The following is a 20,646-nucleotide window of genomic DNA, read 5'->3' as shown; positions in this document are numbered from 1 at the left end:
GTCCGACTATGACCATCGGCATCTCGTCGGATATTCCGCCGCGCCGGGGCAGCGTCGCGAACGTGCTCCGAACGGCCGATCAGGTGCCCGGCTTGCGGCCCCAGACGCGCACGCCGTCGCCGACCTGCAGCACGTCCCACAGCCGGCGCGCGTCGGCGACCGTGAGGTTGACGCAGCCGGCGGAACCGCCGCCGTCGAAGAGGTTGCCCGGGTGGCCGTGCAGGGCCTGGCCGCCGGAGAAGAACTGCGAGTACGGCATCGGGGCGTTGGCGTAGAGCGTGGAGACGTGGTTCTTGTGCTTCCAGTACACCTTGAACGAGCCCGTACGGGTCGTCTGCCCGGCCCGGCCCGAGCGCACCGGCACCGGCGCGAAGATCACCCGGCGGCGCTGCTGCACCCACATGAGCTGCCGGTCGAGGTCCACGCACGCCATGCGGCCCGCGACCACCGGGCAACGGCCGGCGGCATTGGGGTCGGGGCGGGCCTGGGCGACGAGCATCTGACGGTAGGTGGCCAGCCCCGCGTACCCGTCGGCCGGCCGGATGCCCTCCCGGCGCTGGAAGGCGGCGATGGCCGCGCAGTCCGCCGGTGACTGGCGGCCGTCCACGGGCCGCTTGAGGTACGCCTCCAGCTGCCGCTGGTACGGGCCGGTGCCCGCCGTACAGGCGGCCGCGTGCGCCGCGCCCGGCGCGGCGGCCGGAGCCGCGACGCCGGCCAGCGCCGTCAGCAGGCAGGCCCCCGCCGCGGGGCGGCGGCGGGCGCGGCGGCCGGCACGTCGGTTGCTCATGCACGACGGTCTACCGGCCGGCCGCCGGGCGGGCACCCGCAGGGACCCGAACGGGTCAGTCGCGCGGCGAGAGCTCGGCCATCGCGGACCAGCCGCGGCCGGGCACCTCGACGTTGACGATCTCCGGAGTGCTCGCGATCAGGCCGGGCATCCAGGCCATGGCGGTCTTGAAGTGCTCGGAGTTCACGTGCGCCTCGCCCGCGGCCGCGTCCTCGAACGCCTCCACGAGGACGAACTGGTGCGGGTTGTCCACGCTGCGCGACCACTCGTAGAACAGGTTGCCCGGCTCCTCGCGGGTGGCCCGGGTGAAGTCCTGGACCAGGTCCAGCCACTCCCCGCTGCGCTCGGGGCGGATGGTGAACTTGACGACGATGAAGATCATGCGTGCTCCCGGAAGGACCGCGTTCGAATGAGGACCGGTCCATCGTGACGCGCGGGCCCGGCGGCCGCGAACGCGATACGGCCGTTTTCCGGCTGTGCCGGAAAACGGGCCGGTAGTGGTGGCTGCCGGTGGGGCGGTGCGCCTGCGGCGGGCCGTGGGGTCACCCCGTGAGCGCTGCCGCCCGTTCGCGGAGCTCCGCGAGAGCGAGCCGCAGCAGCGGGTGCCCCTCGCTCCCGCTGCGCACCGCGGTCAGCACCCGCCGCGTCGGCCCGGGCCCGCGCAGCGGTCGTACCGCGGGCGTGAGCGCGGGCCGGATGCCGTGCAGGGCCGAGCGGGGCACGAGGGCCACCCCCGCGCCGACCGCGACCAGGGCGCACACGGCCGAGAAGTCGTCGGACAGGCACTCGACCCGCGGCTGGAAGCGGGCCTGCTCGCAGGCCCGCAGCACGGCCTCGTGCACGGGGTTGCCGGGCCACGGCGTGATCCAGGGGTCCTCGGCCAGATCCTTCAGGTCGACTTCCCCCGCCCCCGCGAGCCGGTGCCCGGGCGGCAGCACGGCGTCGAACGGCTCCTCGTACAGCGGTGCGTGCAGCAGCCGGCCCGTCCCCGGCGCCAGCGAGTCGCGGTGCTCGACGGCGATGGCGATGTCGACCTCGCCGTCGGCCAGCAGGCGGGCGCTGGTGTGCCCCTCGGCGTCCTTGACCCGCACCTGCACCTGCGGCGCGCGCTGCCGCAGTGCGGCCACGGCGGGGGCGACGACCTCGGTGATGGCGGTGGCGAAGGCCGCGACGGCGACCTCGCCGACCAGTCCGGTCGAGCAGGCGGCGAGGTCGGCCTCGGCCCGCTCCAGCTGGGCGGAGATCTCGCCGGCGTGCCGCGCGAGGACGCTGCCCGCGGCCGTGAGGCGGACGGTGCGCCCGCGCCGTTCGAGCAGGGTGTGCCCGGTCTCCGTCTCCAGGGCGGCGAGCTGTTGGGAGACGGCGGAGGGCGAGAGGTACAGGGCGTGGGCGGCGGCCGTGACGGTGCCGTGGTCGGCGAGGGCGCGCAGCACCTTCAGGCGGCGGGGGTCGATCACCTGTTCATCATCCCATGATCGTGAAGGCAGGCTTCACAACCACCGTCGAAAAATGTCGATGGACTTCACAGCGGCGAAGCCGCAAAGTGATCCCTCATGAGGGCATTGGTGAAGACCGCGGCGGCGCCGGGTCTCGAACTGACCGAGGTGCCGACCCCCGAGGCCGGCCCCGGACAGGTATTGATCAAGGTCTTGCGGACCGGCATCTGCGGTACGGACCTGCACATCGACAGCTGGGACGACTGGGCGGCCCGCACGGTGCGTGCGCCGCTCGTGGTCGGCCACGAGTTCGCCGGCGAGGTCGTCGCCACCGGTGCCGGGGTGACCAAGGTCGCCGTGGGCGACACCGTCAGCGGCGAGGGTCACCTGGTGTGCGGCACCTGCCGCAACTGCATGGCGGGCCGCCGCCACCTGTGCATCCGTACGATCGGTCTGGGCGTGCACACCGACGGCGCGTTCGCCGAGTACGTGGTGCTGCCCGAGTCCAACGTCTGGGTCCACCGCCACGAGATCGACATCGACGTGGCGGCCATATTCGACCCGTTCGGCAACGCCGTGCACACGGCGCTGTCCTTCCCGGTCCTGGGCGAGGACGTGCTGATCACCGGCGCCGGCCCCATTGGCATGATGGCCGCCGCGGTCGCCCAGCACGCCGGTGCGCGCTCCACCGTGATCACCGATGTCAGCCCCTACCGCCTGGCGCTGGCGCAGAAGATGGGCGCGACCGTCGCCCTGGACGTCAGCAGCCGGCGCATCGCCGACGTCATGCCGGAGCTCGGCATGACGGAGGGCTTCGACGTGGGCATGGAGATGTCCGGCCGCGCCGACGCCCTGCAGGACATGATCGCCACCATGTCGCCCGGCGGCCGCATCGCCGCGCTCGGCCTGCCGCACGGCGAGGTCAGCCTCGACATGGCCACGATCGTCACGCGCATGCTGACGCTGCGCGGCATCTACGGCCGCGAGATGTTCGAGACGTGGTACGCGATGTCCGTGCTGCTGCGCAGCGGCCTGGACATCTCGCCGGTGATAACCCACCGCTTCGGCTTCGAGCAGCACGCCGAGGCGTTCGCCACGGCCCGCTCCGGCCAGTGCGGCAAGGTCGTCATCGACTGGACCCGGCCCATCCTCCCCTGACGCACGACCACACCACGAGGAGTCCCCACGTGTACGACGGGATGCGCGAGCACCTGCGCAAGGAGCTGCAGGACATCCGCGACGCCGGCCTGTACAAGTCCGAGCGCGTGATCACCAGCCCGCAGTCGGCGGCCATCAGCGTCGGCGACGGCAAGGCCGCCGACAAGGTGCTCAACTTCTGCTCCAACAACTACCTCGACCTCGCCGACCACCCCGAGGTCATCGCGGCGGCCAAGCAGGCGCTGGACGACTGGGGCTTCGGCATGGCCTCCGTCCGCTTCATCTGCGGCACCCAGGCGCCCCACAAGGAGCTGGAGAGCCGGATCTCCCGCTTCCTGGGCACCGAGGACACGATCCTGTACAGCTCGTGCTTCGACGCCAACGGCGGCGTCTTCGAGACCCTGCTGTCCGCCGAGGACGCGGTGATCTCCGACGAGCTCAACCACGCCAGCATCATCGACGGCATCCGCCTGTCGAAGGCGGCGCGCTTCCGCTACCGCAACCGCGACATGGCGGACCTGGAGCGCTGCCTGCAGGAGGCGTCGGGTGCCCGGCACAAGCTGATCGTCACCGACGGCGTGTTCTCCATGGACGGCTACATCGCCCCGCTGGACGAGATCTGTGACCTGGCCGAGCGCTACGGCGCCCTGGTGATGGTCGACGACTCGCACGCGGTGGGCTTCGTCGGCGAGGAGGGCCGCGGCACGCCGGAGCTGTTCGGCGTCACCGAGCGGATCGACATCATCACCGGCACCCTCGGCAAGGCCCTGGGCGGCGCCAGCGGCGGCTACGTCGCCGCGCGCGCGGAGATCGTCGAGATCCTGCGCCAGCGCTCCCGCCCGTACCTGTTCTCCAACTCGCTGGCGCCCTCCATCGTCGGCGCCTCGCTGCGGGTGCTCGACCTGCTGGCCGCCTCCGGCGACCGGCGGGCGCAGCTGCGGGAGAACACCGCGCTCTTCCGCAAGGGCATGACCGAGGCGGGCTTCGAGGTGCTCCCGGGCGAGCACCCCATCACCCCCGTCATGATCGGTGACGCGGCCGTGGCCGCACGGATGGCGGCGGCGCTGCTGGAGAAGGGCATCTACGTGATCGCCTTCTCCTACCCGGTGGTCCCCCAGGGCAAGGCCCGCATCCGCGTCCAGCTCTCGGCCTCCCACTCGCGCGAGGACGTGCTGCGCACGATCGAGGCCTTCCGCGAGGTCCGCGACGCGATGGCGGCCTGACGGCCGCACACCACGACAACGGCGCCGGCCCCGGGCAGAGATGCCCGGGGCCGGCGCCGTTGTCGTGGTGGCCGGTGCCGGGCCCGTTCCTATGATTGGTCATGCGGCGTACGAGTTGGCCAGTGCGGCACCGGCGTCGGTTTCCGAGCCGCTTCGTCCTGGTGCACCGAAATCACCCGCGCCATGCCCGCGAGTACCGCGAAGACAAGCCCGATAAGCACGGAACCGAGCGCCAGATCCCCTCCGCCCGGGGTTCCCTGGATCATTTGCACAACCCCGGCTATGGCCGGCACCACGTATATATTGCACGTCAGGAACAGCAGCCAGTAAATGATTCGCCACACCTGTGCGGCGGCTCCTCGAAGCGGTCGCAACAAAAGCAGCCGGCGCAGGACGTGCACCTCCTTCGCGGGCTCCACCCCTCGTCGGGGCCGTTGCGAAGTCCGCACCGTGGCGTAGCACCTGTCCAACCACTGCTGGGCCGGGCGTGCGTCCTCGCCCAGCGGTCCCAGCAGCTGACGGGCCTGTATCCAGGCCTGAATGAATGCGACCTGCGCCTGCCCCATTTCGATTTTCCGTCGGAGCTGCTGGTCCAGGTTCCTTTCCTGGCGCCGGTCTTTGATGACGATTCCCAGCACACCCACCGAGGCCGTGATCAGGGGTGCCAGCACCGGAACAAGGTTCTGGAACAGTTCGTTTCCCGTCATAGGCTGCATTCACCTCGCCCGACGAAGTGAATCCCGGAAAAGAAGGCGCGGCATCTCCCTTCGTCCAGCTTGCGCCTTCACACGACGGCGGGCAATCTCGGCGCGTGGGTCGTGGAGGGTTCAACCGTGCAGCAGCCGCTTCTGCAGGGACTCCAGGGGCCCTGCGGCAAAGCGGCGCATCCAGAGGGTGGATGCGGTCACCAGGACCAGGCAGACCGCCGCCCACAGGGCGAGGACCCACCACGGGCCGGTGCCGGCGAAGCGCTCGGCGAGCCCGAGGCCGATGCCGTAGCAGGCCAGGACGCACAGCACGTTCTGGGCGACGTAGCAGGTCAGGGCCATGCGGCCGACGGAGGTCAGGGAGCGGGTGAGCGGGCCGGGGCGGGGCAGGCGGTCCATCAGCACGCCGATCAGGCCGAGGTAGCCGAGGGCGACGACGGGGGCGGCGACGTAGCGGCCCAGGAGGTAGGCGTCGGCCAGGGAGGCGGCGGCGTTGAGGGGCAGGCCGAGGCCCAGGCCCCAGGCCGCCAGGCGGACGCGCAGCCGGTGCCCGGCGGCCGAGGGGGCGAAGGCGCCGGCGCGGTGGAAGCGGACGCCGAGCAGGAAGAGGAAGAGCAACAGCCCGAAGGACAGCACCGGTTCCATGCGCAGGACGAGGGCGTGGTGCAGGCGGAAGGCGATCTGGTCGAGGTAGCCGCCGTGCGCGTAGAGGCCGGCCGCCTCCCGGTCGGGGCCGGTGCTGTTGCTCCCGTCGGCGCCGAGCGCCGCGAGGCCGAGCAGCGTCATCGCGGCGAGGTGAAGGCCGGCCGCCGTCCACATCACGCGGTTGCGCAGGCGCTCGGAGCCGGTGAGCAGGCGGGCGACGAGCAGGGCGGTCAGGGCGTAGCCCATGAGCACGTCCCAGGCGAAGACCAGGACGAAGTGCACGGTGCCCTCGGCGAGGAGGAACAGGGCACGCCGGCGGTAGCCGCCGGGCCACGGCCGGCCGCGCCGGGCGGCGGCGTCGAACTGGATGGCCAGGCCGACACCGAAGAGCAGGGTCAGCAGGGACAGGAACTTGCCGTCGGCGAGGAAGCGGAAGACGCTCTCCACCGCGAGCGCGGGGCCGGGGTCCGTGAGCAGTGCGTGGAGGGAGGCTCCCCCGGCGGTGCCGTCGAGGACGCCCCACTCCGCGCCGGGAGCGGTAAAGATCCAGACATTCGTCATGAGCGTTCCGAGGATCGCCGTGCCGCGCAACACGTCCAGCAGCGGCAGTCGCCCCGGCGTGCCGGAGTCCGCCGTCCCTCCCGTTTCGCCCTCCTGCGGTCCGGACCAAGAGGCGATGGACCGTACGGTTTCCGTCATGTGACCCCCAACTCGGCGTTTCCTCCATCCTCTGCGGAAGGATCACCGGGGGCCTCGTAGGCGGTGATGAAACGGCCGTACATCCTTCGATGTAGCGGCCAACAGGGCGGCCGAACCTTTATCAGCGCGCGCACATGTGCCGAAGGAAAGTGCCAAAACTCTCACCACCCACGGGTGTTATCGATTACCTTCCGTCGCATCGGACGCGCCATGTGTGATCACCCCCGGAGAGGATCGTGTGACCGGCATAGACGGGTGCCTGGCCGAGGCCATGACCATCCCCGGGGCACGGGGGGCGAGCCTGGTGGAGTGGACCACCGGGCTCACCCTGGGGACGGCGGGCGACGGGCCGACGACCGGGCACGGGGAGCACGGGGACGACGAGGCCGCGGCCGCCGAGGCGGCCGAGGTGGCCCGGCTCGTCTTCGAGAGCGGGGCCTTCCGCCGCGGGGCGGCGGCCTCAGGGCCCGTGGAGGAGCTGATCGTCACCGCCCGCGGCAGCTACCACCTGATCCGTTTCGTGGAGACGGCCTTCGACAGCAGTGTCTTCCTGCACCTGTGGCTGGATCGCACGGAGGCGAACCTGGCCGTGGCCCTCTTCCGCATCAAGGACATCACCGCCCGGCTGGTGCCCGCATGAGCCCGGCGCTGCGCGAGGCGACGCTGGACGACCTGGCCGCGCGACGCGCCACGGGCGCCCTGCACGGCCGCGGCGGGGCGCTGTACCTGGCCGACGGCGCGGTGGTGCACGCGGAGAGCCCGGCGGTACCGGACGTGGGGTGGCGGCTGACCGCCGGCGGCCGGGTGTCGCCGGAGGCCTGGCAGGAGGCGGTGGTGCGCGGCGGCGCCGAGCACCGCGCCGGCGCCTTCCTCGTCGAGCACGGCCGACTCGGGCGTGCCGAGCTCGAACTGTGCCACCTGAGCGCCCTGTTCGACGCGGCCTACTTCGTGCTCTTCCCGCTCGACGGCTCGCAGCGGCCCCCGGACCGGTTCCTGTACGAGGCACGGCACTGGTTCGGCCCCGTACGCCCGGTGCCCGTGGGCCTGTTGCAGCACGAGGTGCGGCGCCGGCGCGGGCTGCTGGAGCGGGCCTGGCCGCGCCCGGAGATCGACGCGGCACCGGTCGTGCCCGTGGCCGGCGCCCTGCCGCGCGCCGGCCACGGCGGCGGGCCCGCCGGCGGGCGCCGGGCGGTGCTGGAGGCGGCGGACGGGGTGCGCACGCCCACCCAGATCGCCAGGGCGCTGGGCCGGTGCGCCTTCACCACCGTCCTGGACGTGCGGCGGCTGGCGGCGGCGGGCCTGGTCCGTACGCCGCGGGCGGGCGCGCCTGCACCGCGCGCCCCGCAGGCCGGCGCCCGCCCCGACGCCCCGGACGTCTTCCTGCTCCACCGGATCCGTGACGCCTTGGAGGCCCTGTGACCGAGCCCCGGCCCGTTCCCGTGCCGCATCCCGAGTTCCCCCGACGCCACCGGGCCGCGTCGTGGGCGGGCCGGGCACCCGCGCTCTCATGATGAGGCGCGCATTGAGGCAATTCGCCGTGAGGAGGCAGCCGATGACCGCCGCACCCGAGGTGCTCGACGAGCTGGAGGGGCTGCGCGTGCGGGTACCGCACCTGACCGGTGCCATGGTGGCCAGCACCGACGGGCTGGTGATCGCGCACCTGGTCACCGGCATGGAGCCGGACGGGGTGGCCGCGCTGACCGCCGCGGCCCTGGGCGTGGGAGCCCGGCTGACGGAGGCCGTGGGCCACGGGGGCTTCCGCGAACTCGTCGTCAGCGGCGAGCACGGCTACGTCGCCACCTACGCCGCCGGCGCCTCCTGCGTCCTGACCCTGCTGGCCACGGCCGACGCCAACGTGGGCCGGCTGAACCTGGAGGCCCGCAGATCGGGCGCCCGCATCGCCGCGCTCGCCGCCACTTCGCCGGCGCGCCAGCGCCAGCCGTGACGGGGGCGGCCACCGGCCGCCCGCACGACGCATCACCGACCCGCACCACCGACCGCATCACCAACCCTCATCACCAACCCGATAAATCGACACCGACGGAACGGAAGACTGACGATGGCGAACACCGAAACGGCCCTGAAAGACGCGATGAGCTCGATCGACGGGGCCATCGGCGTGGCACTCGTCGACTACGGCAGCGGCATGGCGCTCGGCACCCTGGGCGGCAGCTCCTCCTTCGACCTCAACGTCGCGGCCGCGGGCAACACCGACGTCGTACGGGCCAAGCTGCGGGCCATGGAGATGCTGAACATCCAGGACAGCATCGAGGACATCCTCATCACCCTCGGCACGCAGTACCACCTGATCCGCCTGCTCACCGGCCGTGGCGGCAACGGGCTGTTCCTCTACCTCGTCCTGGACGCCAAGCGCGCCAACCTGGCGATGGCCCGCCACCAGCTCCGGCGGATCGAGGGGGAGCTGGAGGTCTAGGCACCGGAGGTCCGGGCGCTGGGGGTCCGGGCGCTGGAGGTCCGGGCGCGTCAAGGCCTGCTGGGCCATTCGGGATGGCCTGAACGGAGGACTTGGGCGCACTCACCTGACGGCCCGTCGGCCCACCGGATCTGGTGCGCCGTCAGGTGTGCACGCCCTCGGGTGGCGGGCCGTCAGGAGCCGTACCGTTTGCGGGTGGCCGGAGGGCGGCGCAGGGTCGTCGTGACGATCCCTTCAGCTCGGAGGAGTACTCCATGGCCCTCTCGCGAAGAACCGGCCTCCTGCTGTCCGGCACCCTGTGCGGTGCCCTCGCCCTGGGCACCGCCGGCTGGACCGCCACGGCCTACACCACGCAGGCGCCCGCCGACGCCGCCGCCCCCGCGCAGGCCGCCCCGGCCCCCGACGCCCTGCGCAGGGCCGCGGGCCAGGGGGTGCGGGCCATCGAGGAGAACGCCATCGGCAAGGAGGCGGCCGACGTCGCCGCGGGCTGCGCGGCCGCCCACCAGGCGCAGGGGCCGAAGGCCGGCAGCTGCGCCGCCGTCCGGGAGCAGCTCGACCGGCTGGGCCGGGCCCGGGCGGGCCTGGAGCGCCAGGCGAACAGCGGCCGGCCCGACCTCGGGGCCATCACCGCCTCGACCCTGGACGCGGTGGGGGCCACCGTGCAGCTGGCCAAGGAGCGCGCCCGCAGCGACGACGGCTGGGGGCACGGCCGGCAGGGCCGGGAGGGCCCCGGCGGCCTGATCGGCACGGTGCAGGGGCTGGTCACCGGCCTGGCCGGCACCATGAACGGTGTCGTCGGCGGCATCAGCAACATGGTCATCGGCCTGGTGAGGGCCTTGCTGGCCGGCGGCTGAGGCGGCGGCTGTGCATCCGGCGGCCCTCGCCCCGTCCCGGCCCGGGCGGCAGGCCCGCCCGCCGGCGGCCGACGCCCCGGCGCCCGCGGCCCTGCCGTGGTTCGCGGGCGTGGCCACCGCCTACACCCTGGCCCAGCTGCTGCTCGTGGTGCCGGACATCGGGCTCGGCTGGGACGAGACGGTGTACGTCAGCCAGGTCGCCCCGCACGCCCCGGCCGCGTTCTTCAGCGCGCCGCGGGCCCGCGGGGCGAGCCTGCTGGTCGCCCCCGTGGTGGCACTGACGGACTCCACCGATGTGCTGCGCCTGTGGCTGGCGGTGCTCTCGGGGTGCGGTCTGCTGCTCGCGCTGTGGCCGTGGCGGCGGCTGGTGCCCGTGCCGCTGGCGGCACTGGCGGGCCTGCTGTTCTGCGGGCTGTGGATGACCTTGTTCTACGGTCCGCAGGCCATGCCGAACCTGTGGGTGGCCTTCGGCGCGCTGGCCGCCACCGGCTGGTTCCTGTGCGCGGTGCGCGGTCCGGGTACGGACCGGCGGGCGCTCGTGGCCCTCGCCGCGTCGGTGGCGTTCACCGCGCTGATGCGCCCGGGTGACGGCTTGTCACTGCTGCTGCCGCTGGCGGGCGCGGCGGTGTGCGTACGGTCCTGGCGCCGGCCCGCGGTCCTGCTCGCCGTCGTGGGCGGCGCGGTCGCCGGCGGCGCCGACTGGGTGGTCGAGGCCTACCTGCACTACGGCGGGCCGGCGGCGCGGCTGGCGCGGGCCTCGGAGATCCAGGGCGGCTGGGGTGCCCCGCTGGCCCTGGACGACCACATGCGGGCGCTGGAGGGCCGGGCGCTGTGCCGGCCGTGCACGATTCCCTGGCGGCATCCGGTGACGGCGGTGTGGTGGTTCGCGGTGCCGCCGCTGACCGCGGGCGGCCTGCTGGTGGCCTCCCGGGTGCGCCGGCCGGCGGTGCACGCCCTGCCGGTGGTGGTGGCGCTGTCGATGGCGGTGCCGTACCAGTTCCTCGACTACGCGGCGCCCCGGTTCCTGCTGCCCGCGTACGGGCTGCTGGCGCTGCCGGTGACGCTGTGCCTGCTGCGGCTGGTGACCACCGTCGAGGGCGGCCCGCCGCGGCTGCGGCCGGTCGCCGCGGCGGCCCTGGCGATGGCGCTGCTGGCGCACCTGGCGGTGCAGTACGTGGTGCTGGGCCGGGTCGTGGCGCGCAGCGCCGCCACCGACCGGGCCCTCGGACGCATCGTCACCGAGCTGCGCCGCCAGGGGCTGCGCCCGCCGTGCGCGGTCACCGGCACGGAGGCGGTGCGGATCGCCTTCCGCGCCGGGTGCGCCTCGCGGCAGACGGACGGGCACGACGCGAACACCACCGTGGCGCGGCTGGTGGCCGATGCGGCGCGGCAGCCGGTGGCGGTGGTGACCTCCGACGGCACGCACCCGCCGCCGTACGCGCGCGGCTGGCGCGCCGCACCGCTGCCCGCGCTGCCCGGCGAGGCGGCCGGGCTGCGCGCCCGGCTGTCCCCGCCGGCACGCCGGTGAGGCCGGGCGCGCCGGCGCGGCGTCAGGACCAGGGGCCGAAGGGCACCAGGTCGGGCCCGGTGGCGTGCCAGTCGTCGCCGCCCTCGCTGACGCGGTGCAGCAGGTGGCCCGCGTACCAGACGACGATGTCCTGGCCGTCGGTGGACTCCCCCGAGACGTACGCGGTCAGGCCGTCGGCGGCGGCGCTCCCCTGGCGCCCGTAGCGGTCCTCGGCCGCCCGGTAGCGCAGCAGCCACAGGTCGGCGGTGGAGAAGGCGTCGGCGGTGCCGTCGGCCGCGCCGGGCAGCAGGTGGTAGCCGCGGCCGCTGTCGAGGTCGAGCACGGCCCAGCTGCGCCGGGAGCCGGCGTTCTTCACCCGGCTGGTCTCGGTGCGGAAGGGGTGCCAGCCCGGTCCCCAGCCCTCGTCGGGGGTGTAGGTGTTGTACTCCAGCAACAGGTCGCGCGCGGCGCCGTCGATGTCGAAGTCCAGCCGCCAGTAGACGTGGTGACGGTGGTCGAAGGGGCACTGCAGGCCCGCGCTGTACAGCCGGGGCATGACCACCCCGTTCTCCCAGAACACCCAGCGGTGGGTGAGCCGGTAGGCGCCGATCGTGTGGTACGACTCCACGCTCAGCGCCCGCAGGCCGCCGGCGGTGTAGGAGTACACGCACACCCTGCTGCCCGGGCAGCGGGAGGTGGGGTGGGAGTTGTCGTAGTTCAGGGGGTCCTTGTACGGGCCGCAGGGGCCGGAGTACTGCACCCGCAGCGAGGGCAGGCTGGCCTTGTGGAAGACCTCGTGGCCCCGGTAGGCGGCGCCGAGGACGACGATGCCCTCCTCGTCGGGGGCGTCCGCCAGCCGCCAGTCGAAGGTCCACAGCGGGGCTTCGGGGGGCCAGCTGACCCGGCCTGCCTCACTCATCGCCGCCTCCGCCCGTCCCCAGCACCCGCTCCTCGCCGAGGTCGACCACCAGCCGTACGTCCGGCATGCGCCGGGCCGGCGAACCGAACCCGACGTACGCGCGGCGCCGGCCGTGGTGCTCGTCGCCCTCGCGCACGTCGCTGGTCAGCAGCACCATCGGCACCGAGTCCTGCAGGGCGCGGCGCGCCGCCTCGCTGTGGGCGCGGGCGATCGCCACGGCCCGGTCGGCCTCCGCCGGGGACAGGGCCGGCTGCGCGGCGCTCTCGGCCATGGCCAGCAGCAGCGGCGGGTCGCCGTCGGCGAGGGTGAACTCCAGGGCGCGCTCGTCGGTGTAGTCGTAGGCCAGGACGAACAGCCCGGGCGCGGCCGGCGCCTTGGCGTCGGCGAGGCGGGCGGCGCCCAGGAAGACGTAGCGGTGTCCGTCGAGCGCCGAACGGGCCCCGTGGTCGGCGAGGATCGCGGGGACGGCCCGGTCCAGCAGTTCCTCGGCGGACGGGACCGCCAGGCGCTGCCAGGCGACCGGCTCGGCGGGGGCGGGCGCGGGCGGCGGTGCGGGGATGTCCTCGATCGCCGGCTCGACGACGGCGGGGAACTCGGGGAGGCCGGGCCGGGCCGGCGGCGGCCCCAGGCGGATCTGCGGCGGCTGTTCTGGCATGGACCGAGCCCTTCGCGTGGCCGAATGCGGCGGCATCCCGGCGGCATTCCCATGGCATTCCGACGCCATTCCGATGGCATTCCGATACTTTCATCCGCAATGCCCGGCGTCACCGGCGCCGTGGGGCGCACCGGGAGCACGACGCGGTGCCCGCGCTCCGGCGTACGGGGCCCATTCGGTGACGCGGGTCGGCCGAATGGCGCAGCAGCGGGATATCCGGGCGCCGTCGCCGGTTACAACTCCCCGGAGTCCGAACGCGAGGAGTCCCGCCATGGCCGAGGTAAAGCTTGCCGCCGAACGACGCACGGATTTCGGCAAGGGCGCCGCGCGCCGCATCCGCCGTGCGGACAAGGTCCCGTGTGTCATCTACGGCCACGGCGCCGCCCCCAAGCACATCTCCCTGGACGGCCATGCGCTGTGGATGGCCCTGAAGACGCCGAACGTCCTGATCCGCCTCGACATCGAGGGCAAGGGCGAACTCGTCATCCCCAAGGACGTCCAGCGCGACCCTCTCAAGGGCTTCCTCGTCCACGTCGACCTGCTGGCCGTGCGCAAGGGCGAGAAGGTCACCGTCGAGGTGCCGGTCGTCACGGAGGGAGAGCTGGCGCCGGGCGGCAACCTGCTGGAGCACATGCTCGACAAGCTCCCGGTCGAGGCGGAGGCCACGCACATCCCGGAGTCGTTCACCGTCTCCATCGAGGGCCTGGAGGCCGGTCACACGGTCCGCGCCGAGGACATCGACCTGCCGCGCGGCTGCTCCCTGGCGGTGGACGGCAGCACGGCCCTGCTGCAAGTGGTCCTGGCCCAGGCGGAGGAAGTCCCGGAGGAGGCGGAGGCGGAGGAGGCCGCGGAGGCCGCAGCGGCCCCGGCGGCGGAGGCCCCGCCCGCGGAGGAACCCGCCGCGGCAGGTGGGGAGGGCTGAGGACGGCGGGTTGCCGCCTGGCGGCGGCCCCCCCGCCCCCGCAGGGGTCAGTCGTGCGGCACCACGGCCACCGGGCACCGCGCGTGGTGGGCGCACGCCTGCACCACCGCGTCCAGCCGCGGCAGCAGCGCCGCCCGGTGCCGGCGGCGGCCGACGATCAGCAGGTCGGCGCCCTCGGCCGCGTTGACGACGGCCTGGGCCGGGCTCTCCAGGCGCACGGAGTCGACGACGGTGACGTCCGGGTACGTCTCGCACCAGGGCCGCAGTGCCGCGGTGAGTTCCCGTTCCGCGTCGCGGCCGATGTCCTGGGCGACGTCGGGGTCGACGCCCCAGGGCGCGTACGCCTGGACGGGCAGCGTGCGCCCGTGGACGACGCGCAGGGGCACGCCCCGAGCCGCAGCGGCGGCGAAGGCGAAGTCGAGCAGTTCGTCGCAGCGGCCGCGGAGGCTGACGCCGGCCACGACGCCGCCGTGCGGGTGCTGCTCGCCCATGCCGGCGCGTACGAGCACCACGGGCCGTTCGGCGCGCCCGGCGACGTGCTGGGCGACGTCGCCGAGGAAGAAGGCCTGCATGCGGGCCAGGCCGCGGGAGCCGAGCACCACCATCTCGGAACGGCCGGCCGCGTCGAGGAGCGCGGCGGCGGGCTCGTCGGCGACGAGTTCCTCGACGACGGTGAGCCCGGGAAGGCGTTCGGTGATCTCGGTGCGGGCGGCGCCGAGGATGCGCCGGGCCCAGTAGTCCCGGTCCCGCTCGGCGGGGACGCCGGCCGGGGCGTCCGGCGCGGGCGGCGGGGCCGGCCCGGCCGCCTCGGGCACGTGCAGGATCCAGGCGTGCAGCAGGTGGAGCGGCAGGGCGCGCCGGTCGGCCTCGGTGGCCGCCCAGTGCGCTGCGGCCAGGCTCTCGGGGGTTCCGTCGAGTCCGACGGTGACCGGTGCGGGTTCCATGGCGAGCACCTCCGTCGCGTCCGGCGTCCGGGGCTTCCCTTCCAGTGTCGGCCCGAGCGGGGCGGCGGCACGAGCGGGCGGCGGCGCCCGCGGCCCGCCCCCGGCGTGGGCGGGGGCCTGCGCGCGCCTTGCCCCGGTGGCCGGCCCGGCGCACCGTGGAGGGGATGGGCGGAGGTGAGCGTGATGACCGAGCCGCAGGCGGCCGGCACCGGCGGCCCGTCCGACACGTGGGCCTGGGTGGTCGACCGTCCGGCCGCGGTCGGGCGCGGTCCGCTGCGGCGGGTGCGCCGGGCGCTGCCCGGGCTGGGTCCGGCGGATCTGCTGGTGAAGGTGCGGGCGTGCGGGGTGTGCCGTACGGACCTGCATCTGGCGGAGGGTGACCTGCCGCCTCGTACGCCGTGCTGCACCCCGGGGCACGAGGTCGTGGGCCGGGTGCTGGCGGCGGGGCCGGAGGCGGAGGGGTTCGCCGCCGGTGACCGGGTGGGCGCGGCGTGGCTGGCGAGCACGTGCGGGACGTGCGGTTACTGCACGGCGGGGCGCGAGAACCTGTGCCCGCGCTCGCGCTACACCGGCTGGGACGTGCACGGCGGGTACGCCGAGCACGTGGTCACCGACGCCCGTTTCACGTACCGGCTGCCGGAGGGGCCGCCGGACGAGGAGCTGGCGCCGCTGCTGTGCGCGGGCATCATCGGCTACCGGGCGCTGCAGCGTGCGGATCTGCCGCACGGGGGTGCGCTGGGCATCTACGGCTTCGGTGCGTCGGCGCACCTGACGGCCCAGCTGGCGATCGCGCGGGGGGCGTCGGTGCACGTGCTGACCCGGTCGGAGGACGCGCGGCGCCTGGCCCTGGAGCTGGGCGCGGCCTCCGCCGGCGGCGCGTACGACAGCCCGCCGGTGCCGCTGGACGCGGCGATCCTCTTCGCCCCCGTGGGCGAGCTGGTGCCGGCCGCCCTGGCGGCCCTGGACCGCGGCGGGACGCTCGCCGTCGCCGGCATCCACCTGAGCGACATCCCGTCGCTGACGTACGACAAGCATCTGTTCCAGGAGCGCACGCTGCGCAGCGTCACCGCGAACACCCGGGCCGACGGGCGGGCGTACCTGTCGGAGGTGGCCCGGCACCGGCCGGTGGTGCACGTGCAGCGTTACCGGATGGGCCGGGCCGACGAGGCCCTGGCGGACCTGGCGGCCGACCGGGTCACGGGCGCGGCGGTGCTGGTGGCCGAGGAGTGAGGCCGGCGGCGGTCCTCACCGCCGGGCGAGGCCGTACGCGAGGAAGGCGACCGTCTCCGCGGCCAGGGCGAGGGCGGCGGCACCGGCGACGAGGCCCAGCACCCGGCAGTAGCCACGGCCGTGCCGCCGCCGGGCCTCGGCGGTGCGGGCGACGAGCACAGGGGCTGCGAGGACGGCGGCGTGGGCGGCCGCCCACCAGGCGAACGGGGCAGGGCCGGCAGGCGGATAGGCGATCACGTACAGCCCGCCGAAGCACAGTGCGGCGAGGACGCTGAGTACGCCGTGGACGGCCAGGCACCACTGCCAGGTGTCCGGCCGGCGGTACCGGGTGGCGCTCCAGCGGGCGGCGAGGACGGTCAAGAGGGCGCCCGGGGCTCCCACGGAACACAGGAACACTGCCAGGGGGACGGCGCCGAAGGCGCCGAGGACCGCTCCTGCGGCGCTCTCGGTCAGCCTGCCGTCGGTGTAGTGGGCGCTGTGCGCCGTCCAGGCCACCCCGAGGCCCGCGCCGGCGAACACGGTCTCGGTGGTCAGCGTGACCGCCGCGGCCCACCAGCCGGAGCGCAGGCTGTGCAGGTTCTCCACCATCGTGTTCCTTCCTCCTGTCGGGGCCCGATCATCCCCGACGGGGCGGGGCGGCCCGGAGGCGGCCCCCCTGGGCCGTTCGGCCCATGGCGCCGCCGGCCGGCAGTGGATGATCATGGTGGGGCAGGACGGCGAGCGGACGGACCGTACGGACGAGGAGCAGGACAGTGGAGCAGCCCGATCGTTCGAGGGCGTTCTCCGGCACGGAGCCGGTCCGGGTGTTCCTGCTGGACGACCACGAGGTCGTCCGGCGCGGCATCCGTGACCTGCTGGAGGCCGAGGAGGACATCGTGGTGGCCGGCGAGGCCGGCACGATCGAGCAGGCCCTGGCGCGGGGCCCGGCGGTGCGTCCCGACGTGGCGGTGCTGGACGTCCGGCTGCCGGACGGCGACGGCATCTCGGTCTGCCGCGAACTGCGCTCGCGCATGCCGCAGCTGGCGTGTTTGATGCTGACCTCGTTCGACGACGACGATGCTCTGCTGGACGCCATCTTTGCGGGGGCTGCGGGCTACGTGCTCAAGCAGATCAAGGGCTCGGACCTCGTCGCGGCGATCCGTACGGTCGCCTCCGGCCAGTCGATGCTGGATCCGGCCACGACGACGCGGCTGATGAACAGCCTGCGCGGGGAGAACGAGGCGGCCGGGGCCGAGCCGGAGGACGAGCGCCTGGCGGCGCTGTCGCCGCGCGAGCGGGAGATCCTCGACCTGATCGGGGAGGGCCTGACGAACCGTCGGATCGCCCAGCGGCTCTTCCTGTCGGAGAAGACCGTGAAGAACCACATCTCCCGCATGCTCGCCAAGCTCGGCGTCGAACGCCGCATCCAGGCGGCCGTCATCGCGACGAACCGCCCGCCCTCCGCCTGAGTCCCCCCGCTTGAGTTCCCCCGGCGAAAACGCTGTGACAGGGGCGGGGCGCTGCCGCGACGATCCCGCCATGAACACGACGTACGACACCTCCTCCGGGGCCGGCCGCCGCTTCGGCGTGCTGCGGCAGCGGGACTTCCGCCTGCTGTGGACCGGCGAGTCGGCCAGCGGCCTGGGCAGCAGCATCACCACGATCGCGCTGCCCCTGACAGCCGTGGTGGTGCTCCACGCGGGCAGCCTCGCGGTGGGGGTGCTGGCGGCCGCCGTCTGGCTGCCGTGGCTCGTCGTGGGGCTGCCCGCCGGCGCCTGGGTGGACCGGCTCCGCCGGCGGCCGGTGATGATCACGTGCAACCTCGTCTCCGCCGCCGGGTACGCCTCGGTCCCGCTCGCGGCCGGGTTCGGCGTGCTCACCTTCGCCCACCTGCTGGTGGTGGCGCTGCTGTGCGGCGCCTCGGCGGTGTTCTTCGACACGGCGTACCACGCGTACCTGCCCGCCGTCCTCGACGAGCGCGACCTGCTGGAGGGGAACGCCAAGCTGCAGGGCAGCGAGGCCGCCACCCGCGTCCTGGGGCGCGGCGCCGCCGGCCTGATCGCCCACGTCTTCGGCGCGGTCACCGGCCTGCTGGTCGACGCGCTGACGTTCGTGGTCTCCACCGTGTGCCTGCTGCGGCTGCGGGTGCGCGAACCGGCACCGGCGGCCCCCGCCGACGGACTCACCCTGCGCCGGCAGATCGTCGAGGGCCTGCGCTTCGTCGCCCGCGACCCCTACCTGCGCCCGATGGTCGCCTACGGCGCCGTGCTCAACCTGGCGCTGATGGGCTACCAGGCGGTGCAGATCGTCTTCCTGGTCCGTACGGTCGGGGTGGATTCCGCGACCGTGGGCGCGCTGGTGATGGCCGGCAGCCTGGGCGGCGTGCTCGGCGCGTTCCTCGCCACCGCGGTCGGCAGACGCCTGGGAACGGCGCGCGGCACGCTCCTGCTGCAGCTGTGCACCGGCCCGTTCGCGCTGCTGCTGCCGCTCACCACACCGGGCGCCGGCCTGCTGTTCTTCGCGGTGGGCGCCTTCATGGTCTCGACGGGCGTCGTGGCCTGCAACGTCGTCCTGGGCGGCTTCCGGCAGCGCTACTGCCCGCCGCACCTGCTGGGCCGTGTCGTCGCGACGACGATGGTCCTCAACCACAGCACCATTCCGGTGGGTTCGGTGCTGGGCGGCTGGCTCGGCGGCCTGCTCGGACCCCGGGCCGCCCTGTGGGTGATGGCAGGGCTCCTCGCCCCCTGCTGGCTGATCCTCGCCGCAGGCCCCCTGCGCAGGCACCGCGACCTGCCCGAGGCGTACGAGGAGGAGCCGGCGCCGGTCCTCGTGCAGGCCCGGGGCGCGAAGACCGCACAGCGTTCAGGTGCGAGCTGTCAGTGACGCCAGTGCGGGGGGCCGCACCGCGTCGGCCGCGGCCGAGCCGCGCAGGAGCGCGGCCAGGTCGCGGGGTGGTGCGTACTCCGCCGTCGGATCCGCTGCCGTGATGCGGTCCAGCCGGAAGCCCCGGCCTGCCCGGCGCGTGCGGCACCAGGCGATGAGGTACCACCGGCCACCGGCGGTCAGCAGTCCGCCCGGTTCGACGACGCGGTCGCTCTCGCGTCCTGCCGCGTCGACGTAGGTCAGGCGCAGCGCCGTGTGGGTGGTGAGGGCCTCCTCCACCGCGCTGCGGACCACGGAACCGGCCGGCGAGGGCAGCGCGACGATCCGCGCGGCGAGCCGGTGCGCCGCCGCCGAGGCGGGGCCGGACAGCGAGGCACTGATCTTCTGGGCCGCCGTGCGGGCCGCGCCGGCGTACGGGGCGCAGGCGTCGGTCGCGGCGAGGGCGACGGCCAGTGCCGAGGCCTCCTCGGCGGTGAAGTGGATCGGGGGCAGGGTCATGTCCGGGTCGATCGACCAGCCCCCGCCCCGCCCCGGGGTGGTGCGCACCGGGACGCCGGCCTCCATCAGCACCTGCAGGTCGCGCTGCACCGTGCGCGTACTGACCTCGAAGCGAGCAGCGAGCGCCGCGACCGTCAGCGGTCGCGGCGCCACCGCGCGCAGTTCCTCCACCAGTGCGTACAGCCGGGCAGTGCGGTTCATTCCGGTGACGCTACCGTCCCGCGGTGGTGAGGAAGTGATGCTGACGCTGCAGTTCTCGTTCGGTGACAGTCAGCGGGAAGAGGGTGAAGCCGTGCATGGCGCCGGCGACGACACCGAGGTGAACCGGCGCGCCGGCTGCCCGCCACCGTGCGGCCAGGAACAACGAGTCGTCCAACAGCGGATCCTCGGTGCCGACGACGATCCGGGCCGGCGGCATACCGGTGAGGTCGGCGTACAGCGGTGAGACCTCGGGATCGCGGCGCTGTTCCGCTCCTCTGCCGGGGGTGACCATCTCGTAGGTCTGCCGCAGCGTCTCGGTGTTGCTCAGCAGGCGCCTCGGTCCGAACGATCGCTGGCTCGGTGTCATCGACAGGTCGTAGGCGCCGAAGAGCAGGTGGGCGGCCCGGAACGCCCCGGTGATGCCGTGCCGGTCGCGCAGGCGCAGCAGCGTCACGACGCTCAGGTGGGCACCGGCCGATTCGCCCCCGATGAGCAGCCGCCGGGTGCCGAATTCCGCTGCCGCGTGCTCCACCAGCCAGCGGGCGGCCGTCTCGCAGTCGTCGGGTCCGGCGGGGAAGGGGTGTTCCGGCGCGAGGCGGTACTCCACGCTGACCACGGCCAGCCGTGCCTGCTCGGCGAGCCGCCACAGTCGTTCGTCCTGGCCGCCGGCGGAGCCGAAGGCCCAGCCGCCTCCGTGGAGGTGCAGGTACACGCCCTCGACGCGGTCGGGCACGAGCACCCGCACCCCCACGCCGCCGGGAACAACGCGGTCCCGGCCCTGCGGCAGACGCACGGGGGGCGTGTCGCCACCGAGGCGATTGCGGCGAAGGGCGGCCAAGGTGGCGGCGTCCGGCGCCTTGTCGCGCGCCGGGCGGCTCGCGGCCGCGGCTTCGAATTCCTGGTTGAAGGCGAGGGTCTCGGCGAGACAGTCCTCATCGGTGATCATCATGCAGCCGACGATCGCA

The 20,646-nt window shown here is 74.1% G+C and carries 23 protein-coding genes; 12 read left to right on the top strand and 11 right to left on the bottom strand.

Annotated features, from left to right (window positions below):
- Positions 1-79 precede the first annotated feature (79 nt).
- The 3 genes from ABD361_RS16630 to ABD361_RS16620 all read right to left on the bottom strand — a co-directional run bounded on the left by ABD361_RS16630 (position 80) and on the right by ABD361_RS16620 (position 2,244).
- A complete protein-coding gene (locus ABD361_RS16630) occupies positions 80-787 on the bottom strand; it encodes a L,D-transpeptidase family protein (protein WP_344436091.1) in 708 nt (235 codons plus the stop codon).
- A 55-nt stretch (positions 788-842) separates the two neighbouring features.
- Positions 843-1,169, bottom strand: coding sequence for a putative quinol monooxygenase (locus tag ABD361_RS16625; RefSeq protein ID WP_344436090.1), 327 nt, complete (start codon positions 1,167-1,169; stop codon positions 843-845).
- A 160-nt stretch (positions 1,170-1,329) separates the two neighbouring features.
- Positions 1,330-2,244 carry a LysR family transcriptional regulator gene (locus ABD361_RS16620; RefSeq protein ID WP_344436089.1) on the bottom strand — a complete coding sequence of 305 codons (915 nt, stop codon included), beginning with the start codon at positions 2,242-2,244 and terminating at the stop codon, positions 1,330-1,332.
- A gap of 96 nt (positions 2,245-2,340) precedes the next feature.
- Here ABD361_RS16620 and tdh point away from each other — a divergent pair, with 96 nt between their 5' ends.
- Both tdh and ABD361_RS16610 read left to right on the top strand, forming a co-directional pair.
- Positions 2,341-3,381, top strand: a complete 1,041-nt coding sequence (gene tdh, locus ABD361_RS16615) for an L-threonine 3-dehydrogenase (protein ID WP_344436088.1) — start codon at positions 2,341-2,343, stop codon at positions 3,379-3,381.
- Between the two features lie 41 nt (positions 3,382-3,422).
- Positions 3,423-4,604: a glycine C-acetyltransferase gene (locus tag ABD361_RS16610; RefSeq protein WP_425583233.1), complete on the top strand. Its 1,182-nt coding sequence runs from the start codon at positions 3,423-3,425 to the stop codon at positions 4,602-4,604.
- Between the two features lie 89 nt (positions 4,605-4,693).
- Here ABD361_RS16610 and ABD361_RS16605 read toward each other — a convergent pair whose 3' ends face one another.
- Both ABD361_RS16605 and ABD361_RS16600 read right to left on the bottom strand, forming a co-directional pair.
- The gene (locus tag ABD361_RS16605) at positions 4,694-5,311 is read right to left on the bottom strand and encodes a hypothetical protein (protein WP_344436085.1); all 618 of its coding nucleotides are present in this window, start codon (positions 5,309-5,311) and stop codon (positions 4,694-4,696) included.
- A gap of 120 nt (positions 5,312-5,431) precedes the next feature.
- Complete coding sequence (locus ABD361_RS16600) at positions 5,432-6,655, bottom strand: DUF418 domain-containing protein (RefSeq protein ID WP_344436084.1); 1,224 nt, start codon at positions 6,653-6,655, stop codon at positions 5,432-5,434.
- A 238-nt stretch (positions 6,656-6,893) separates the two neighbouring features.
- On the opposite strand from ABD361_RS16600, the gene ABD361_RS16595 reads away from it, so the two are divergent.
- The 6 genes from ABD361_RS16595 to ABD361_RS16570 all read left to right on the top strand — a co-directional run bounded on the left by ABD361_RS16595 (position 6,894) and on the right by ABD361_RS16570 (position 11,471).
- On the top strand, positions 6,894-7,295 hold the full coding sequence (locus ABD361_RS16595) for a hypothetical protein (RefSeq protein WP_344436083.1): 402 nt from the start codon (positions 6,894-6,896) through the stop codon (positions 7,293-7,295).
- The gene (locus tag ABD361_RS16590; RefSeq protein WP_344436082.1) at positions 7,292-8,074 is read left to right on the top strand and encodes a transcriptional regulator; all 783 of its coding nucleotides are present in this window, start codon (positions 7,292-7,294) and stop codon (positions 8,072-8,074) included. The genes ABD361_RS16595 and ABD361_RS16590 overlap by 4 nt, the downstream gene beginning before the upstream one ends.
- Before the next feature lie 133 nt (positions 8,075-8,207).
- Positions 8,208-8,600 (top strand): roadblock/LC7 domain-containing protein, encoded by a 393-nt coding sequence (locus ABD361_RS16585; RefSeq protein WP_425583229.1) that lies wholly within the window; start codon positions 8,208-8,210, stop codon positions 8,598-8,600.
- A 114-nt stretch (positions 8,601-8,714) separates the two neighbouring features.
- Positions 8,715-9,089: a hypothetical protein gene (locus tag ABD361_RS16580; RefSeq protein ID WP_344436081.1), complete on the top strand. Its 375-nt coding sequence runs from the start codon at positions 8,715-8,717 to the stop codon at positions 9,087-9,089.
- A 254-nt stretch (positions 9,090-9,343) separates the two neighbouring features.
- A complete protein-coding gene (locus ABD361_RS16575; protein WP_344436080.1) occupies positions 9,344-9,943 on the top strand; it encodes a hypothetical protein in 600 nt (199 codons plus the stop codon).
- Positions 9,944-9,953: 10 nt separating this feature from the next.
- Positions 9,954-11,471: a hypothetical protein gene (locus ABD361_RS16570; RefSeq protein WP_344436079.1), complete on the top strand. Its 1,518-nt coding sequence runs from the start codon at positions 9,954-9,956 to the stop codon at positions 11,469-11,471.
- A gap of 22 nt (positions 11,472-11,493) precedes the next feature.
- Here the strand turns inward: ABD361_RS16570 and ABD361_RS16565 are convergent, their stop codons facing one another.
- Positions 11,494-12,369, bottom strand: coding sequence for a hypothetical protein (locus ABD361_RS16565; protein ID WP_344436078.1), 876 nt, complete (start codon positions 12,367-12,369; stop codon positions 11,494-11,496).
- On the bottom strand, positions 12,362-13,024 hold the full coding sequence (locus ABD361_RS16560) for a hypothetical protein (RefSeq protein WP_344436077.1): 663 nt from the start codon (positions 13,022-13,024) through the stop codon (positions 12,362-12,364). Before ABD361_RS16560 ends, ABD361_RS16565 begins: the two co-directional genes overlap by 8 nt.
- Before the next feature lie 271 nt (positions 13,025-13,295).
- On the opposite strand from ABD361_RS16560, the gene ABD361_RS16555 reads away from it, so the two are divergent.
- Positions 13,296-13,946 (top strand): 50S ribosomal protein L25/general stress protein Ctc, encoded by a 651-nt coding sequence (locus tag ABD361_RS16555; RefSeq protein WP_344436076.1) that lies wholly within the window; start codon positions 13,296-13,298, stop codon positions 13,944-13,946.
- A 47-nt stretch (positions 13,947-13,993) separates the two neighbouring features.
- Here the strand turns inward: ABD361_RS16555 and ABD361_RS16550 are convergent, their stop codons facing one another.
- Positions 13,994-14,890, bottom strand: coding sequence for a universal stress protein (locus tag ABD361_RS16550; RefSeq protein ID WP_344436075.1), 897 nt, complete (start codon positions 14,888-14,890; stop codon positions 13,994-13,996).
- Between the two features lie 183 nt (positions 14,891-15,073).
- On the opposite strand from ABD361_RS16550, the gene ABD361_RS16545 reads away from it, so the two are divergent.
- Positions 15,074-16,120 (top strand): zinc-dependent alcohol dehydrogenase family protein, encoded by a 1,047-nt coding sequence (locus ABD361_RS16545; protein WP_344436074.1) that lies wholly within the window; start codon positions 15,074-15,076, stop codon positions 16,118-16,120.
- Between the two features lie 15 nt (positions 16,121-16,135).
- Here ABD361_RS16545 and ABD361_RS16540 read toward each other — a convergent pair whose 3' ends face one another.
- Positions 16,136-16,708 carry a hypothetical protein gene (locus tag ABD361_RS16540; protein ID WP_344436073.1) on the bottom strand — a complete coding sequence of 191 codons (573 nt, stop codon included), beginning with the start codon at positions 16,706-16,708 and terminating at the stop codon, positions 16,136-16,138.
- A gap of 164 nt (positions 16,709-16,872) precedes the next feature.
- On the opposite strand from ABD361_RS16540, the gene ABD361_RS16535 reads away from it, so the two are divergent.
- Both ABD361_RS16535 and ABD361_RS16530 read left to right on the top strand, forming a co-directional pair.
- Complete coding sequence (locus tag ABD361_RS16535; protein ID WP_344436072.1) at positions 16,873-17,568, top strand: response regulator; 696 nt, start codon at positions 16,873-16,875, stop codon at positions 17,566-17,568.
- Positions 17,569-17,638: 70 nt separating this feature from the next.
- Positions 17,639-18,982 carry an MFS transporter gene (locus ABD361_RS16530; RefSeq protein ID WP_344436071.1) on the top strand — a complete coding sequence of 448 codons (1,344 nt, stop codon included), beginning with the start codon at positions 17,639-17,641 and terminating at the stop codon, positions 18,980-18,982.
- On the opposite strand, the gene ABD361_RS16525 is transcribed toward ABD361_RS16530, so the two are convergent.
- Together ABD361_RS16525 and ABD361_RS16520 are read right to left on the bottom strand one after the other, a co-directional pair.
- Positions 18,962-19,681, bottom strand: a complete 720-nt coding sequence (locus tag ABD361_RS16525) for a helix-turn-helix transcriptional regulator (protein ID WP_344436069.1) — start codon at positions 19,679-19,681, stop codon at positions 18,962-18,964. The genes ABD361_RS16530 and ABD361_RS16525 overlap by 21 nt on opposite strands.
- A gap of 10 nt (positions 19,682-19,691) precedes the next feature.
- The gene (locus tag ABD361_RS16520) at positions 19,692-20,630 is read right to left on the bottom strand and encodes an alpha/beta hydrolase (protein WP_344436068.1); all 939 of its coding nucleotides are present in this window, start codon (positions 20,628-20,630) and stop codon (positions 19,692-19,694) included.
- Positions 20,631-20,646 lie beyond the last annotated feature (16 nt).

The sequence above is a fragment of the Streptomyces luteosporeus genome (assembly GCF_039532865.1).
Classification (GTDB): domain Bacteria; phylum Actinomycetota; class Actinomycetes; order Streptomycetales; family Streptomycetaceae; genus Streptomyces; species Streptomyces luteosporeus.
Note: the sequence above shows the minus strand (reverse complement) of the source record. Positions and strands in the feature narration are given on the sequence as shown.

Bases quoted from the DNA above. Each gene is read 5' to 3' on its own strand.
- ABD361_RS16610 (WP_425583233.1), top strand. From the start codon at position 3,423: ATGCGCGAGCACCTGCGCAAGGAGCTGCAGGACATCCGCGACGCCGGC.
- ABD361_RS16630 (WP_344436091.1), bottom strand. From the start codon at position 787: ATGAGCAACCGACGTGCCGGCCGCCGCGCCCGCCGCCGCCCCGCGGCG.
- ABD361_RS16540 (WP_344436073.1), bottom strand. From the start codon at position 16,708: ATGGTGGAGAACCTGCACAGCCTGCGCTCCGGCTGGTGGGCCGCGGCG.
- ABD361_RS16580 (WP_344436081.1), top strand. From the start codon at position 8,715: ATGGCGAACACCGAAACGGCCCTGAAAGACGCGATGAGCTCGATCGAC.
- ABD361_RS16565 (WP_344436078.1), bottom strand. From the start codon at position 12,369: ATGAGTGAGGCAGGCCGGGTCAGCTGGCCCCCCGAAGCCCCGCTGTGG.
- ABD361_RS16525 (WP_344436069.1), bottom strand. From the start codon at position 19,681: ATGAACCGCACTGCCCGGCTGTACGCACTGGTGGAGGAACTGCGCGCG.
- tdh (WP_344436088.1), top strand. From the start codon at position 2,341: ATGAGGGCATTGGTGAAGACCGCGGCGGCGCCGGGTCTCGAACTGACC.
- ABD361_RS16585 (WP_425583229.1), top strand. From the start codon at position 8,208: ATGACCGCCGCACCCGAGGTGCTCGACGAGCTGGAGGGGCTGCGCGTG.
- ABD361_RS16550 (WP_344436075.1), bottom strand. From the start codon at position 14,890: ATGGAACCCGCACCGGTCACCGTCGGACTCGACGGAACCCCCGAGAGC.
- ABD361_RS16530 (WP_344436071.1), top strand. From the start codon at position 17,639: ATGAACACGACGTACGACACCTCCTCCGGGGCCGGCCGCCGCTTCGGC.
- ABD361_RS16520 (WP_344436068.1), bottom strand. From the start codon at position 20,630: ATGATGATCACCGATGAGGACTGTCTCGCCGAGACCCTCGCCTTCAAC.
- ABD361_RS16605 (WP_344436085.1), bottom strand. From the start codon at position 5,311: ATGACGGGAAACGAACTGTTCCAGAACCTTGTTCCGGTGCTGGCACCC.
- ABD361_RS16600 (WP_344436084.1), bottom strand. From the start codon at position 6,655: ATGACGGAAACCGTACGGTCCATCGCCTCTTGGTCCGGACCGCAGGAG.
- ABD361_RS16555 (WP_344436076.1), top strand. From the start codon at position 13,296: ATGGCCGAGGTAAAGCTTGCCGCCGAACGACGCACGGATTTCGGCAAG.
- ABD361_RS16545 (WP_344436074.1), top strand. From the start codon at position 15,074: ATGACCGAGCCGCAGGCGGCCGGCACCGGCGGCCCGTCCGACACGTGG.
- ABD361_RS16625 (WP_344436090.1), bottom strand. From the start codon at position 1,169: ATGATCTTCATCGTCGTCAAGTTCACCATCCGCCCCGAGCGCAGCGGG.
- ABD361_RS16575 (WP_344436080.1), top strand. From the start codon at position 9,344: ATGGCCCTCTCGCGAAGAACCGGCCTCCTGCTGTCCGGCACCCTGTGC.
- ABD361_RS16590 (WP_344436082.1), top strand. From the start codon at position 7,292: ATGAGCCCGGCGCTGCGCGAGGCGACGCTGGACGACCTGGCCGCGCGA.
- ABD361_RS16560 (WP_344436077.1), bottom strand. From the start codon at position 13,024: ATGCCAGAACAGCCGCCGCAGATCCGCCTGGGGCCGCCGCCGGCCCGG.